Origin of the sequence: Pelagicoccus enzymogenes (genome assembly GCF_014803405.1) — a bacterium.
In the GTDB taxonomy this organism is placed as follows: Bacteria; Verrucomicrobiota; Verrucomicrobiia; order Opitutales; family Opitutaceae; genus Pelagicoccus; species Pelagicoccus enzymogenes.
In genome coordinates this window covers 286,962-301,068 of the sequence record NZ_JACYFG010000061.1, presented here as the reverse complement: position 1 = coordinate 301,068, position 14,107 = coordinate 286,962, and the positions used below count along the sequence as shown (strand labels likewise).

Here is a 14,107-nt window from a genome sequence, read left to right as displayed (position 1 = left end):
AGATTTCGCGCAGATACAAGGTTGCTTATGAGCTTGGAAAGGCAGCTGTTCTTGCTGCGGCATCGCCTTGGAGGTCGGGAGACAGGGGAAAGGTGAGTGTGATTTTGGTGCCTTGGTTGGGCTTGCTGGCGACCTCGATCCGTCCGTTTTGCTTTTTGGTGAAGTCGGATACGATCCTCAGGCCCAAGTTGGAGCCTTGTTCGCCGGCTGTGCCGTCTTCGGTATCGTCGAAGCCGAGGTTGAACAGCTGGCCTAGCCGGTTGGGGGCGATTCCGATCCCGTTGTCCTCGATCGTGATTTTCACGGTATTGTCCTCGCCGAGGCGTTGCAGGATCTTTATCTCCCCGCCCTTGCGGGTGAACTTGATGGCGTTGGCTATGAGGTTGCGCAGGATGGTATTCAACATCTTGGGATCCGCTTGGACGGCGAGTCCTTGGCTGCTGTCGGTTGTCAGGCGGATATTCTTGTTGCTGGCGCTGCCGGCGAGCAGGTCGATGTTCGACTCGATCGCGTTTTGCAGATCCAGCCTTTGGATTTTTGGCTCGATGCCTCCGGTTTCGGAGAGGGCCCAATTGAGGAGGTTGTCGAGCAGCTCGAAACTGGCGCGGGAGCCGACGCAAAGAAGGTTGGTGAGCTCCTCTCGCTTTCTAATTTCGATGGGATTTATGGAGTCGAGAAGCTTGCCGATTTCGCTCAAGGCCCCGATGGGGCCTCGCAGATCGTGGGCGATGACCGAAAAGAGCTGGTCGCGAGTAGCCATGGTTTTTTCCAGGTCGGCTCGCAGTTGCTTCTCCGCCTCGAGGTGTTGGAATTCTTGGCGTTGGATGCGATTGAGGTTGAGCGAAAGCGTGATGCCGAAGCAATTGGCGGCGATGTAGGCGATCGGGGTAGAGATGCTCGCGACGAAATTGAGCTGGGGAACGGCAACGAATATCCACAGGATGAGGGAGCCAAGGGTCAGGGTCAGAGCGAGGGCGGCTTGGTAGTGGAAGCGGATGGGCGCCAAGGCGTAGATGGCAAAGATGGCTGCGATGTCCCAGGCGGCGATGGAGATTAGGCCTTCGCGATAGATGGAGTTGGAGATGACCAAGTGGCTTACGATCAGCAGTCCACAAACGAATATGAAGGACTCGTCTTTTTGGGAGTCGTAGGCGCGTCTGATTTTGAGGAGACCGGCGATCGAGGCGACGACTCCGAGGATCCGGGCTCCGAACGCGATTTCGAAGCCGGGAGTATCTTGTGGATTGGGGGCATCGAGAAAGGTGAATATCGCGATGATGATCGTCGACATGCTCAAGATGCGAAGTAGCTGCTTGCGATCGTTTCCGTCGCGTGAGCTGCGGAACTTTCGCTCCAGTTCTGGAGGGCTTAGCTTATGTTGGAACGGTTTCTCCACTGGGGCGTCGCGATTTCTAGGTGAGTCTTGGGTGACAAAAGGTTGGCGGAAGTCACTGAAAGTCAAAGGTGACGGAAAAAGAGGCTCCCATACAAAAAAATCCTGCTCACCACGTCTTGGAGGAGCAGGATTCACGAAAGGTTTAAGAGTGAGGCCGCCTCTTACAGGAGGGCTTGCGCTTGGGCCTTGCTGAGTCGGGGTCCGAATTTCGACACCACCGCGGAGGAGGCTCGGCTGGCGAGAGCTCCTGCTTCTGCGTGGCTGAGGCCGTTGGTGATGCCGTAGAGGAAGGCCCCTGCGAAAAGGTCGCCCGCACCGTTGGTATCGACGGCTTCGGTGGGAACGGGCGCGATCTTAATCTCGTTTTGACCGTCCCAAACGAGCGCTCCGTCGGGGCCGAGGGTGATCACGAACTGTTTAGCAGTTGCTTTCAAGGCTTGGACGGCTGCCGGAACGCTCTCGGTTCCGGTGTAGGTCATGGCTTCCTCCTCGTTGCAGAAGAGCAGGTCGATTCCGGTCCCGATAACGTCCTTCATGGCGTCGCCGAAGTACTTGACCATGGCGGGATCGGAGAAGGTGAGGGCTGTCTTGACGCCGAGGGACTCTGCCTTGGCTTTCGCGGCCTTCATGGCTTCGACTCCATTGGGAGAGGTGACGAGGTAGCCTTCGATGTAGAGGTATTCGGAGTCCGCAAGGGCCGCTTCGTCGATTTGCTCGGTGGAGTAGGTAGCGGTGACACCGAGGAAGGTGTTCATGGTGCGTTCCGCGTCCGGGGTGGTCATGACGAGGCACTTGCCGGTGATGCCTTCGGGGAGGGCGTCGGCGGAGAGGTTGGTGTCGGCGCCGTTGGCCTTCAGGTCGGTGAGGTAGAACTGGCCAAGTTCGTCGTTGGCGACCTTGCAGCTGTAAAAGGTGCGTGCTCCGAACTGGGCGGCGCCGATAATGGAGTTGGCGGCGGAACCGCCGCATTGCTTGTCGGCCGCATCGAGATCGATTGCGGATACCAGGGCGCTCTGGCGGGCTTCGTCGACGAGAGTCATGACTCCCTTTTCGATTTCATTCTTGGAGAAGAAGGCGTCTTCGACTTCCGTGACGATGTCGACGAGGGCGTTTCCCATCCCGTATATGTTGTACTTTTTGGCCATCGGGAAGTGGTTTTGGGGAATCGGGGCGACTTGGCAACGCGATATGTGCCCGCAGGATCTGGCGCCCTCAGCAAAATTGCTTGAGTGTGGAATTGGAGGTTGATGCGGTCGAGAGGGGTCTCCTAGAGTCGCCCCCCATGGCGCAGTTACTCGACGAAATAAAGGGACTCTATGGGATCTACCCGTCCTGGCTCGTCACTGCGTGCCTCGTCGTCGTAGGGCTCGGGCTTGGCTGGGTGGTTTGGAAGTTGGTGCGGGTCGGCATGGTATTGCTGGTTACCGTAGCGCTTCTAGCGATCGTGGTGTTTGCCGGCTGGATGATTTTAGCACCTTAACGCGATGTGGTTTGACCTCCTCTTTCATATCTAATTCTCATGGCAGCCAAAGTGGAAAACAGTAAGGCAAAGAAGTATATTTTCGTGACGGGCGGCGTAGTCTCGTCCCTAGGCAAGGGCTTGACGGCAGCCTCTCTCGGAGCGTTGCTCGAGGAGCGTGGCTGCACGGTGCGTATCCAGAAATTCGACCCGTATTTGAATGTGGATCCGGGGACCATGAACCCGTTCCAGCATGGCGAGGTGTACGTCCTGGACGACGGCGCGGAGACCGACCTCGATCTTGGCCACTACGAGCGCTTCACTTCCGGTAAGCTGAGCCAGTTCAACAACCTGACTTCGGGACAAATCTACGAGTCCGTCATCCAAAAGGAGCGTCGGGGTGAGTATCTAGGAAAGACGGTCCAGGTCATCCCGCACGTGACCAACGAGATCAAGGCTCGCATCCAAGCGGCCAGCGAGGACGTGGACATTCTCATCACGGAAATCGGTGGCACCGTTGGCGATATTGAAGGCTTGCCGTTCTTGGAAGCCATGCGCCAGTTCGCTTTGGAGGCGGGTCGCGACAACGTTCTCTTCATCCACTGCACGCTCTTGCCGTTCCTGGCGGCTGCAGGCGAGCTCAAGACCAAGCCGACGCAGCAGAGCGTGGCCAAGATGCGTGAGATCGGTATCCAGCCGGATATCCTGGTTTGCCGTACCGAACATCCGATAGATGGAGAGCTTCGGGAAAAGATGAGCCTTTTCTGCAACGTGCCGGTAAAGGCCGTTATCGAGGAGATCGACGTGGACGATTCGATCTATGAACTTCCTGTAATGCTCCGTCGCGAGCATCTCGACGATTTGGTTGTGGACTTCCTCAAGCTCGACGCTCCGCAGCCTAAGGAAAGCATATGGACCGATATCGTGCGCCGTATCAAGTCGCCTTCCAAGCGCGTCACCATCGGGGTGGTCGGAAAGTACATCGAATTGCAGGACGCCTACAAGTCGGTCTACGAGTCGATTACCCACGCGGGCATCGCCAACGACTGCGCGGTTAACATCAAGCGCATCGACGCGGAGTCGCTGGAAACTCCCGAAGGCTTGGAAACGCTCAAGAGTTTGCATGGCATCTTGGTTCCCGGTGGCTTTGGCGACCGTGGTACCGAGGGAAAGATCGCTGCGGTCCGTTACGCTCGCGAGAACAACGTTCCTTACTTCGGCCTCTGTCTTGGTCTGCAGATTGCGGTTATCGAGTACGCCCGCAACGTGCTCGGCTTGAAGTCGGCCAATAGCCTCGAATTCGACGAGAAGACCGAGCATCCGGTCATCACCTTGATGGAAGAGCAGAAGCAAGTCGTCGACAAGGGCGGTTCCATGCGTCTTGGCTCCTACGAGTGCAAGGTCAAGAAAGGCACGCATGCCTTCGCCGCCTACGGCCAGGAGATCATTCGTGAACGTCACCGCCATCGCTACGAAGTGAACAACGCTTTTGTCGAGGATCTCGAAAAGGCGGGGTTGGTGGTCAGCGGCGTGAACCCGAAGCGCAATCTCGTGGAAATGGTCGAGTTGAAGGAACACCCTTGGTTCCTCGCGGTACAATCGCATCCGGAATTCCTTTCCAAGCCAAACAAGGCCCACCCGCTTTTCCAGGCCTTCGTGGAAGCGGCCATCAACCGCCACGAAAATCGCTAAGCGGGTCCAGTCTGCAACTGATTACCACTAAACCCTAGTACTGAAGCCAATGAGCTTTCTCATCGACGTGCCGATCCCTTCCATGGGGGCTACTGTCAACGAAATGACCTTGATCGACCTCGAAGTCGAAGCAGGTCAGGAAATCGCAAAGGGCGAGAAGATAGCAGAGTTGGAGAGCGACAAGTCGGTCTTCGACTTCGAAGCTCCGTGCGACGGGGTGGTACGGCAGATCCATTGCCGTGCGGGGGATATCCTCGAAGTTGGCGCGCCCTTCGTTCGTATTGAAACGGAGGATACGTCCGTAGCCCACCTCACGGTGGATGCGGATGCAGCGCCTCAAGCGACTTCGGCAGTGAAAGAGGCGAAGCCTGAGGCGCCGCCCGCTGCTCCGGTGATGCAGGAAGTCGCTTCCGCTCCGCTTGTTGCTCCGGTGACTACCGCACCGCTCGCCAAGGCGAACGGCATTCGCTGGACGCCGCGGGCCAAGAAGTTGGCCTTGGAGCGAGGCTTCGATCCAGAGTCCATGACCGACATCGTAGGTACGGGACCGGGAGGACGCGTGACGGGAGACGATCTGGAAGCCTATGTCCCCGCCAAGGCCACGGTTTCGCAAGCTGCGGCCGTCGCGGTTGGAGATGGCTCCACTCAAACCGCTTGCGTCGCCGGCATCGGATATGCGGTGCCGCAAAACATGCGATCCAACGCGGAAATCCTGAAGCAGTTCCCAGGCAAGACCGAAGAGGAAATCGTCAAGGTTACTGGCATCCAGCAACGGTACGTTATTTCCGAAGGCGAGTCGGCGACCAGCCTTGCGAGCAAGGCGACTCGTCATGCCCTGAAGATGGCCGGCTTGGAGGTTTCGGACATTGACGCTGTGGTGGTGGCTACGCTCTTGCCGGACCACCCGGTGCCGGGCGCAGCCAGCATTCTTGCCAGGGAACTAGGCGTGGAGTCCGCCTTGGCGTTTGACTTGAATGCGGCCTGTTCCGGTTGGCTCTACGCTTTGGAGGTGGGGCGCAGCCTGATCTACGGCGGTACCGCGAAAAACATTTTGGTGGTGACGGCGGAAATCCTTTCGCGAATCACCAACCCTAAGGACCACGAGACGGCATTCCTCTTCGGTGACGGCGCGGGAGCGGCCATTCTGACCAAGGGCGAAGGTGGGCACCGCCTGCATCGTTTGGAGCTCAGCGGTGACGCCCGTTTCACCGACGCGATTTCACGCACCGGTGGTGGCGCCCTCAAGCCGATGCCCTCGCCGGGCGAGGACCTGGATTCCTTTTATCTGAAGATGGATGGAGGAGTCGTTTTCAAGCGTGCCGTTCTGGCCTTCTCGAACATCATCGAGAGCGCGCTCGAGAGGCACGGGCTGAAGCCGGATGACGTTTCTTGGATTGTGCCGCACCAAGCCAACGCCCGTATTCTGAGAGCCGTGAGCAAGCGAGTGGGCATCCCTTACGAGAAATTTGTCGTGACTATCAACAAGTACGGCAACACCTCGGCTGCGTCTGTTTCCATGGCTTTGGGCTGGGCTGCCGAGGAAGAGATTTTCGAAGAAGGCGACAAGATCATCTTCTGCTCGGTCGGCGCCGGATTCACTTTTGCTGGCGGCTTGATGACTTGGTAGTCCGCCAGCAAGGCGCTCATTTTCAAGTTTCCGAAACGAGAAAAGCCCGACTGTTCAGATCGGGCTTTTTTTTTGTTTTCGAGTGCTGCGGCCTTATTTGTTGCCGCTGGTAGCGAGGCTCTTGCAAAGCTTCAGGAGGAACATGTAGCTGCTAACTCCGAGCAAGAGAACGCCGAGGACGATTAGCGCAAGATCGGCACTGCCGGCCAACTGTTCGTTGGGGGCCACCTTCGCCGGCGATTCTTGCGGGTCGACAAGGGGCGTGCCGGTTTGGGATTGTGTTGTGCTTGCTTGGTTCATCTCGGTCCTTCGATTAGCAGCTTCGGGCGAGCCCTTAGACCCGCGGGAAGCTGCTCTGGAAAGGAGCGAATAGAGTGCCAAACTTGCTTGGGGTAGCGTAAGTTGTTGGATATGAGTCGTTACTTTCTTTTTAAGTAGTTTAACGAAGGACTCAGATCTGTCTGTTTTTTTTACACTATGATTTAATTCTTAACACTAGGATCGGATAGGGGAAAAGACGAGGCGTCGCGATCTCCCGTTTTCCGTGGCTTAACGATTCGTGAGCTCATGTTGTAGAATGCTCAGCGCGTGCACGGCGGCCGTTTCGCTTCGCATCACATAAGGGCCGAGCCTGGTGGGAAGAAAGCCATTTTGGGCAGCTTCTTCGTATTCTTCGGGGGTAAAGTCGCCCTCGGGGCCGATCAAGCAAATGGCGGAGCTGGGAAGCTTCTCTTTTCGCGAGGCGAGATGCTGTTTCAGGGGGAGAGCGTGAGGCTCCAGGCTGGCGATGAGCTTCAGTTCGAAGGCGCGACTGAGTTCCATGAAGCTTTGGAAGTCCGTGAGGTCTTCGATTTGCACCAAGTAGGGATTGCCGCTTTGCTTAGCTCCTTCAAGGGCGGCGGTACTCCACTTGGCGTTTTTGGTATCTTGTTTTTTGGCGTCGACCTTTGCCTCGCAGCGCTTCGAGGCCACTGGGAAAATCTGCTGGGCTCCGATTTCCGATGCCTTGCGAATGATACTTTCCATCAGCTTCCCTTTCGGAAGGGCTTGGGCGAGTGCGATACGGTAGGGAGTGGGGGGGGCGAAGCTGATCTCGGTTATCTCGAGCAGCGCTTTGCGCTTGTTTGCATCAAGCAGTCGAGCTTCACACTCGCAGCCGAGTCCGTTGAAGAGGGAAACCGAATCTCCCACGCGGGCTCGATTCGCAGCGACGAGATGGTTCGACTCTTCAGGACCAAGCAGAACTTGGTCGCCCACGTTTTTCGGGGCGTGTTCATGGTAGCTGCGAAAGTCTGGCATGTCGCATAACTAACGATCAGCCTTATCTTGCTGACAAACAGAAAAGGCGCCGCTTTCGCGACGCCTTTCCTAACTTATCAAACTACAAACCAGATTCTAAAAAATTGATTAACTACCTAATTAACTACCTACACAGGGGATAGGCGCGCTCGCTGGCGATTCGTTCAAAAGTTTTGAGAGAAAATTCGAAAAAGTTTTCCGAGGCCGAAGTTGCTGAAAGGAAAGCCTTGCCGGAAACGAAAAGAGGCACCGCTAAGCGGTGCCTCTTTCGACTTATCAAACTACAAACTAGATACAAAATTGAACAAACCCTTAATATGTCCTGCAAAGATAGACGTAGCCGTGGCTGGAACGTTCAAAGATTCTGGCAAGATTTTGGGAGAGTTCTGAAGGTTTTGCATAATCTCCTGTTGGATAGGGGGATAAGGTTTCTTTTTTATTTCTCTCAAGCCCCCTCGTTGTCTGTTTTTCTAGCAAAATCGAAATGCGATGCGCTTCGATTTGAATTAGGCTTGCATCGCGTCGCGCTCATGGCAAAACACCGGTCTTCGTTTTTAAGCCGCATCGGCTTACGCGACGCACTCAAAGGATGCCCAGGTGGCGGAATTGGTAGACGCGGCGGATTCAAAATCCGCTTTCTCCGGAAGTGTGGGTTCGAGTCCCACCCTGGGTACCACATCCTTTGGAAGAGCGGCTTGCGATTGGCGAGCGTCAGACCCGTGATTCCGGGGAACGCCGGTGGGGCGAGAACCCATCGGGTTCGACGAAGCGAAGCGGAGATGGGCAAACCGTAGGTTTGGGGCGAAGCTCCGAGCGCAGCGAGTCAATCCCACCCTGGGTACCACATCCTTTGGAAGAGTGGCTTGCGATTGGCGAGCGTCAGACCCGTGATTCCGGGGAACGCCGGTGGGGCGAGGACCCATCGGGTTCGACGAAGCGGAGGCTTATCAAGCAAATGCTTCCCTTTCTTGCGCGAAGTGATCAAGTTCGTTAGCTTTTCAAAATCGAAGCAAGTGCCCGGACTATGGTAAGCGCAGCAGACAACAGAAAATACACGGAAGCTCAAATCGCGGAGGAGGCAGAGCGCCTGCTCGCAAAACTCATGCACGTGGAGTGCGAGGCCAGCCGATCCTGGAACTTGGAAGCTTGTCGTGAAATCGCTCCGCTCACCTTGGAGATCAACGAGCTGAAGAAGGAGAAAGGGGCCGTGATCTTGGCTCACTCCTACGTTGAACCTGAGATCGTCTACGGGGTCGCAGATTTCGCGGGCGACTCCTACATGCTGAGCTTGAAGGCGAAGGAGTCGGGCGCGAAGAGCATCGTTTTCTCAGGGGTGGTTTTCATGGCTGAGACCGCCAAGATTCTCTCGCCGGATTCCCAGGTGGTGGTTCCGGATAGAGCTTCTGGTTGTTCTCTAGCGGATTCGCTGACTGGAGAGCAGTTGCGGGAACTTAAAAAAGCGTATCCGGACGCCGCGGTGGTTTGCTACATCAACAGCACGGCAGAAGTTAAGGCTGAGTGCGATGTGTGCGTCACCTCCAGCAACGTCTACAAGATCGTGGCCTCCCTGCCGCAGAAGCAGGTCCTCTTCGTGCCGGATCGTTTGATGGCGGAAAATATCCGGGTGGAGATGAAGAAGCTGGGAATCGACAAGGAAATCGTTTCTTCGGACGGCACTTGCATCGTTCACGATAATTTCGATCCCGAAACAATCGCCGAAGCTCGTTCGAAGTTTCCCGGTCTCAAGGTCGTTTCCCATCCGGAATGTACCTTGAATATCACCGAGAAGAGCGACTACGTGGGCAGTACTGGCGGTATGATGCAGTACGTCAAGGCGACGGAAGCTCCTTATTTCATGATGCTTACGGAGTGCGGCCTTGTGGAACGCATCGAAGTAGAGGCTCCGGAAAAGCGTTTCATCTCTGGGTGCAAGCTCTGCCCTTACATGAAGATGAACTCTTTGGAAAAGATTCGTGACGTGTTGGTTGCTCCGAGACCGGAGCAGGTGATCGAATTGGACGAGGATCTTCGCCAAAAAGCGCTTTACTCGATCGACCGGATGTTCGAGATCGCCGAGGGGGCCCCGCATCAACCCGGCAAGGGATGCTAGGGGGCCGGACTCAAACTGCCTGAACGCAAGTGGAAACGATCCGTACAGACTGCCTCGTCATAGGGGCTGGGCTCGCTGGTACTGCCTACGCGCACCATGCGTGTAGCCAAGGATTGTCGGTGACGATGATCTGCGCTGACCAGCTTTCGGCTGGGGCCAACAGCAAGTGGGCCCAAGGGGGCATCATTTATGACACCTCTTACCATCCTGACCAGCTCGAGAAGGATATAATGGTTGCCTCGGCGAATACGGCGAATCCGGAAGCCGTGCGTTGTTTGGTCCGGGAAGGGCAGGCCGCAGTGCAGGACTTGTTGCTCGACCGTTTGGACATCCCTTTCGATCGCAGCGAATCCGGTGACTTGCAGTTCACGCGTGAAGGTGGACATAGCGACAAGCGGATCATCTATGCCAAGGATGTTACGGGACGCGCCATCCTAAACAATTTCCACGAATATGTCCGAGGTATCCAGAATCTCAATATCCTAGAGAACCACGTCGCCATCGATTTGCTGACGCTGTCCCACAATTCCGTGTATTCGATCGACAAGTACAAGCCGATCACCTGCATTGGAGTGTACGCCCTCGATACCTTGAGCGGGGAGGTGAAAGCGATCATCGCCAAGAAGACGATCTTGGCGACGGGTGGGCTCGGACAAGTCTTCAAGAACACGACCAATCAGCCCGGCGTTGTCGGACACGGCGTTGCGATGGCGCGTCGGGTGGGCGCTCGCATCATCGATCTGGAGTACATTCAGTTTCACCCCACTGTGTTCCTCAAAAAGAATTGTCAGCTCTTTTTGGTTTCCGAGGCCGTTCGAGGTGAAGGTGGAGTGTTGGTCAATGGAGATGGCCATGCTTTCATGGACAGTCAGCACCCCATGAAATCATTGGCTCCTCGCGACATCGTGGCCCGGGCTATCCATCGGGAGCTCATCGCGAGCGGGGAGAATTGCGTCTACATCGACCTTTCGAAATTGAAGCCGGATTTCATCCGAGAACGTTTTCCCTCGATACATGAGAGGGCGCTCGCTTGCGGTGTGGATATCAGTAGAGAGCCGATTCCTGTGGCGCCGGCAGCGCATTACACTTGCGGGGGAGTCTACACGGACCTGGCGGGTCGATCCTCCGTCGCGAATCTCAATGCCATCGGCGAAACTGCTTGTACGGGCCTGCACGGGGCGAATCGCTTGGCGAGTACCTCGCTCTTGGAGTGTTTGGTCTCGGCGAAGCTTACGGCTCGAGCGGACGTGGAAGACATACGGAAGGACCAATTTCATCTACCGGAAGTCAAGGAGTGGGTCAGTCCGGAACGCGCTGCGGACGAAGTGTTGATCCAGCAGGACATGCGTCTGATCAAGAATACGATGTGGAACTATGTCGGGCTCATTCGTTCGCCGCGACGCCTCCAGCGGGCGCGTCGAATCCTCGGGCAACTGGATGAGGAGATCAGCAGCTTCTACGCAGGGGCACGCTTGACGCGATCCTTGGTGGAGCTGCGCAACGCAGTGAAGGCGGCCCTGCTCGTCGTCCACGCGGCGAGCCTGAATCCTGAAAGCAAGGGAAGCCACTACATCGCCGCGGAAGACGAGGAAATTGACGGTCCTGCTGAGGCTTACGACGAGGGAAAGTAGCGATTAAGTCTGTGTTCGTTTGCAGTCCTCGCGCCCTTGCTCTCGTAGTGAGGGGCGGTAGAGATTTATCCAGCGATTATCCATGGCTACATTAAACGTAAAAGACATTCTCGAACAGTTGAACTGGCGCTACGCCACCAAGGAATTTGATGCTTCCCGAAAGATTCCCGCCGAGACGATTGAGGCGCTGGAGGAGGCTCTTGTGCTGACGCCTTCTTCTTTTGGGCTCCAGCCTTGGAAGTTCTTCGTGGTCGAGACGCAATCGGTCAAGGACCAGTTTCCTGCCGTTTCCTGGAACCAGCAGCAGCCGAAGGACTGCTCTCACCTAGTGGTGCTCGCTTCTCGAGTGGGCTATGAAAGGGATGACGTTGGCGCGTTCATTTCCCGCATGGCGGAAGTGCGCAAGGTCTCCGAGGAAAGCCTTTCTGGCTACGAAAGCTTTGCGGGAGGGTTCGTGGACCAAGCGAACGAGCAGGGGTGGATCGACGTGTGGGCTCAAAAGCAGGTATACATTGCTCTAGGCCAATTGATGTTCGCTGCTGCCGCCCTTGGTATCGACGCATGCCCAATGGAGGGGATCGATCCCAAGGCTTACGACAAGATTCTGGGTATCGAGGGCTCGGGCTACTCGACGGTGGTCGCTTGCCCGCTCGGCTATCGCTCGGCCCAGGACAAGTATGCCACCACGCAGAAGGTGCGCTTCGCTAAGTCGGACCTGATCCAACGCGTCTAAGTTAGCATTTGAGAGCCGGCCTTCCTTTGGCCGGCTCGTTTGCGGTTCCGGAGCGTGGAGGAGCGTGAGCTCGGGCGGTTCAGATCTGGGACTTTTTGAGCTTTGGCATAGGGGAGGGAAGCGATTCTGTTGACTCTGGAGACGGGCTATGGCTGCTTCGTCGGCGAAATAGACACCATGATCCGCATCAACGAAAACTACCTGAAGCTCAAGGCTTCCTACCTTTTCTCCGACATCGCCAAGCGCGTGTCTGCATACCAGGAAGCGAATCCTGAAAAACCTATTATCCGCCTCGGAATCGGGGACGTTACCGAGCCCCTCCCTCAGGCTTGCCAAAAGGCTTTCCATGCGGCGATCGACGACCAAGGAACCCGCGAAGCGTTCCATGGCTACGGTCCGGAGCAAGGTTACGCCTTCCTGCGTGAAGCGATTGCCAAGAACGATTTCCAGGCGCGTGGAGCCAACGTTGACGCGAGCGAGGTCTTCGTGAGCGACGGCGCCAAGTGTGACAGCGGCAACATCCAGGAGATATTTGGCGACGACATCAAGATTGCCGTCCCGGACCCCGTCTACCCGGTCTACGTCGACACCAACGTGATGGCGGGTCGTACAGGCAAGAACGTGGATGGTCGCTATCAAGGGTTCGTGTATCTCGACTCGACTCCAGAGAATGGATACGTTCCTTCGGTTCCGGAGGAAAAGGTCGACTTGATTTACCTCTGTTTCCCCAACAACCCGACCGGCGCGACTGCTACTAAGGAGCAGCTCAAGGCATGGGTTGACTACGCTAAGGAGTGCGGAGCGATTATTCTCTTTGACGCTGCCTATGTGGCTTTCATTCGCGACGAGTCCTTGCCGCAAAGCATCTACGAAATCGAAGGCGCTCGCGATGTAGCGATCGAGTTTCGCAGTTTCTCCAAAAATGCAGGATTCACGGGAACGCGTTGCGCCTACACGGTGATACCGAAGAACCTTAAGGCACAAGATGCCGCGGGCAACGAGCACAGCGTTCACGCTCTTTGGAACCGCCGCCATTGCACCAAGTTTAACGGCGTTTCCTACCCGGTGCAAAAGGCTGCGGAGGCCGTCTACTCCGAAGAAGGCGCGGCGGAAGTGAAGGCTTTGACCGACTTCTACCTTGAGAACGCCAAGATCGTGAAGGCGGCGATGCAAGACCTCGGCTTCGATTGTATCGGTGGGGAGGACTCCCCTTACATTTGGATCAATGCGAAGCGTCCCTCGTGGGAATTCTTCGATCTGTTGCTGAATGAAGCAGGCGTTGTTTGTACGCCAGGCGCTGGGTTCGGAACTTGTGGCGAAGGCCATATCCGCATCAGCGCGTTCAATTCCCGCGAAAAGATCGTGGAGGCAATGGCTCGCATCAAGAAGGCCTTGGCGTAGAGGGCTGCTCGAATCTTTGTAATCAGCCCGTTCCCGCTTTAACGGGAGCGGGCTTTTTCGTGCTCTCGCATGGGCGCTTGGCGTCTCGAGTATGTCGTTGCAGTGGGCGTGGCGCGGATGGTAGTCTGGTTTCGCCCTTTGGAACCCAGACTTTGCTATGATTACCCCGCGGCTATTATCTGCAGTGCTGCCAGTTTTCCTGGTTTCGTGCTCTTCGGTTATCTACAACCGTGACTTCGATCCGGCTTTTGAGGCTACGCGGTACGAAACCTTTGCTCTTTTGCCGATACCCCACCCGGAAACGGACCAAGTCGCCTGGGACATATTGGGTCGGGATGACTTCTCTCTGGCTGTCCTCCGCGGCGCATTCGAGTCGAAGGGGTATCGATTTGTGGACGAGGGCTCGGCTGATTTTTTTGTGGGAGTCCGGGCGGCGACGGGCAGGGCGGGGCTCCCGCAAGGCAACGCTTCGGAGGGGCTTGGCTTCTCGTACAGTCGACTCGCGAAGAGCATGGGGGATCCGTTTCCTGGATACGAAGCTCCGCCGGACGAGAAATATGACGACAGCAGGTCCTCCGAGGCATGGGAGAATCAGCGGGTGCCTGGATTCTACGTCATTGTAGAGGCTTTCGATGCCGATACGCGCGAGCGGGTGTGGTCGGGATGGGCTAGGGCGCAGACTGGAATTGCCTACTCAAGTGACGAGAAGCGGGCTGCGGTTCTGGCCAATGTCGTTCGGGCTTTTGGGAACTGAAGCTT

12 protein-coding genes and 1 tRNA gene are annotated in these 14,107 nt (G+C 56.4%); 9 read left to right on the top strand and 4 right to left on the bottom strand.

Annotated features, from left to right (window positions below; genetic code table 11):
* Nucleotides 1-25: 25 nt before the first annotated feature.
* Together IEN85_RS24095 and IEN85_RS24090 are read right to left on the bottom strand one after the other, a co-directional pair.
* On the bottom strand, nucleotides 26-1,291 hold the full coding sequence (locus IEN85_RS24095; protein ID WP_191619672.1) for a sensor histidine kinase: 1,266 nt from the start codon (nucleotides 1,289-1,291) through the stop codon (nucleotides 26-28).
* Nucleotides 1,292-1,557: 266 nt separating this feature from the next.
* A complete protein-coding gene (locus IEN85_RS24090) occupies nucleotides 1,558-2,541 on the bottom strand; it encodes an adenosine kinase (protein WP_191619671.1) in 984 nt (327 codons plus the stop codon).
* A 137-nt stretch (nucleotides 2,542-2,678) separates the two neighbouring features.
* Here IEN85_RS24090 and IEN85_RS24085 point away from each other — a divergent pair, with 137 nt between their 5' ends.
* From IEN85_RS24085 to IEN85_RS24075, 3 genes are read left to right on the top strand one after another with little or no spacing between them, the layout of a single operon-like run.
* Nucleotides 2,679-2,876, top strand: a complete 198-nt coding sequence (locus IEN85_RS24085) for a hypothetical protein (RefSeq protein WP_191619670.1) — start codon at nucleotides 2,679-2,681, stop codon at nucleotides 2,874-2,876.
* Nucleotides 2,877-2,915: 39 nt separating this feature from the next.
* Nucleotides 2,916-4,547, top strand: a complete 1,632-nt coding sequence (pyrG, locus tag IEN85_RS24080; RefSeq protein WP_191619669.1) for a CTP synthase — start codon at nucleotides 2,916-2,918, stop codon at nucleotides 4,545-4,547.
* A 49-nt stretch (nucleotides 4,548-4,596) separates the two neighbouring features.
* Nucleotides 4,597-6,174, top strand: a complete 1,578-nt coding sequence (locus IEN85_RS24075) for a beta-ketoacyl-ACP synthase 3 (RefSeq protein ID WP_191619668.1) — start codon at nucleotides 4,597-4,599, stop codon at nucleotides 6,172-6,174.
* Between the two features lie 93 nt (nucleotides 6,175-6,267).
* Here IEN85_RS24075 and IEN85_RS24070 read toward each other — a convergent pair whose 3' ends face one another.
* Both IEN85_RS24070 and IEN85_RS24065 read right to left on the bottom strand, forming a co-directional pair.
* Nucleotides 6,268-6,474 carry a hypothetical protein gene (locus IEN85_RS24070; RefSeq protein ID WP_191619667.1) on the bottom strand — a complete coding sequence of 69 codons (207 nt, stop codon included), beginning with the start codon at nucleotides 6,472-6,474 and terminating at the stop codon, nucleotides 6,268-6,270.
* Nucleotides 6,475-6,723: 249 nt separating this feature from the next.
* The gene (locus IEN85_RS24065) at nucleotides 6,724-7,473 is read right to left on the bottom strand and encodes an RsmE family RNA methyltransferase (protein ID WP_191619666.1); all 750 of its coding nucleotides are present in this window, start codon (nucleotides 7,471-7,473) and stop codon (nucleotides 6,724-6,726) included.
* A gap of 591 nt (nucleotides 7,474-8,064) precedes the next feature.
* Between IEN85_RS24065 and IEN85_RS24060 the strand changes: the two genes are divergently transcribed.
* From IEN85_RS24060 to IEN85_RS24035, 6 genes are all read left to right on the top strand, one after another.
* Nucleotides 8,065-8,149: transfer RNA gene (locus tag IEN85_RS24060), tRNA-Leu, on the top strand.
* 348 nt (nucleotides 8,150-8,497) lie between these two features.
* Entirely contained in the window at nucleotides 8,498-9,583 is a 1,086-nt protein-coding gene (gene nadA / locus IEN85_RS24055) for a quinolinate synthase NadA (protein WP_191619665.1), read from the top strand.
* Nucleotides 9,584-9,612: 29 nt separating this feature from the next.
* On the top strand, nucleotides 9,613-11,214 hold the full coding sequence (locus IEN85_RS24050; protein ID WP_191619664.1) for an L-aspartate oxidase: 1,602 nt from the start codon (nucleotides 9,613-9,615) through the stop codon (nucleotides 11,212-11,214).
* Between the two features lie 82 nt (nucleotides 11,215-11,296).
* Entirely contained in the window at nucleotides 11,297-11,947 is a 651-nt protein-coding gene (locus IEN85_RS24045; RefSeq protein ID WP_191619663.1) for an NAD(P)H-dependent oxidoreductase, read from the top strand.
* Between the two features lie 177 nt (nucleotides 11,948-12,124).
* The gene (locus IEN85_RS24040) at nucleotides 12,125-13,348 is read left to right on the top strand and encodes an LL-diaminopimelate aminotransferase (protein WP_191619662.1); all 1,224 of its coding nucleotides are present in this window, start codon (nucleotides 12,125-12,127) and stop codon (nucleotides 13,346-13,348) included.
* A 157-nt stretch (nucleotides 13,349-13,505) separates the two neighbouring features.
* Nucleotides 13,506-14,102 (top strand): DUF4136 domain-containing protein, encoded by a 597-nt coding sequence (locus IEN85_RS24035; RefSeq protein WP_191619661.1) that lies wholly within the window; start codon nucleotides 13,506-13,508, stop codon nucleotides 14,100-14,102.
* Nucleotides 14,103-14,107: the final 5 nt, after the last annotated feature.

Coding starts and splice junctions, on each gene's coding strand:
- nadA (WP_191619665.1), top strand. CDS start 8,498: ATGGTAAGCGCAGCAGACAACAGAAAATACACGGAAGCTCAAATCGCG.
- IEN85_RS24070 (WP_191619667.1), bottom strand. CDS start 6,474: ATGAACCAAGCAAGCACAACACAATCCCAAACCGGCACGCCCCTTGTC.
- IEN85_RS24045 (WP_191619663.1), top strand. CDS start 11,297: ATGGCTACATTAAACGTAAAAGACATTCTCGAACAGTTGAACTGGCGC.
- IEN85_RS24085 (WP_191619670.1), top strand. CDS start 2,679: ATGGCGCAGTTACTCGACGAAATAAAGGGACTCTATGGGATCTACCCG.
- IEN85_RS24065 (WP_191619666.1), bottom strand. CDS start 7,473: ATGCCAGACTTTCGCAGCTACCATGAACACGCCCCGAAAAACGTGGGC.
- IEN85_RS24095 (WP_191619672.1), bottom strand. CDS start 1,291: ATGTCGACGATCATCATCGCGATATTCACCTTTCTCGATGCCCCCAAT.
- IEN85_RS24040 (WP_191619662.1), top strand. CDS start 12,125: ATGATCCGCATCAACGAAAACTACCTGAAGCTCAAGGCTTCCTACCTT.
- IEN85_RS24075 (WP_191619668.1), top strand. CDS start 4,597: ATGAGCTTTCTCATCGACGTGCCGATCCCTTCCATGGGGGCTACTGTC.
- IEN85_RS24090 (WP_191619671.1), bottom strand. CDS start 2,541: ATGGCCAAAAAGTACAACATATACGGGATGGGAAACGCCCTCGTCGAC.
- pyrG (WP_191619669.1), top strand. CDS start 2,916: ATGGCAGCCAAAGTGGAAAACAGTAAGGCAAAGAAGTATATTTTCGTG.
- IEN85_RS24035 (WP_191619661.1), top strand. CDS start 13,506: ATGATTACCCCGCGGCTATTATCTGCAGTGCTGCCAGTTTTCCTGGTT.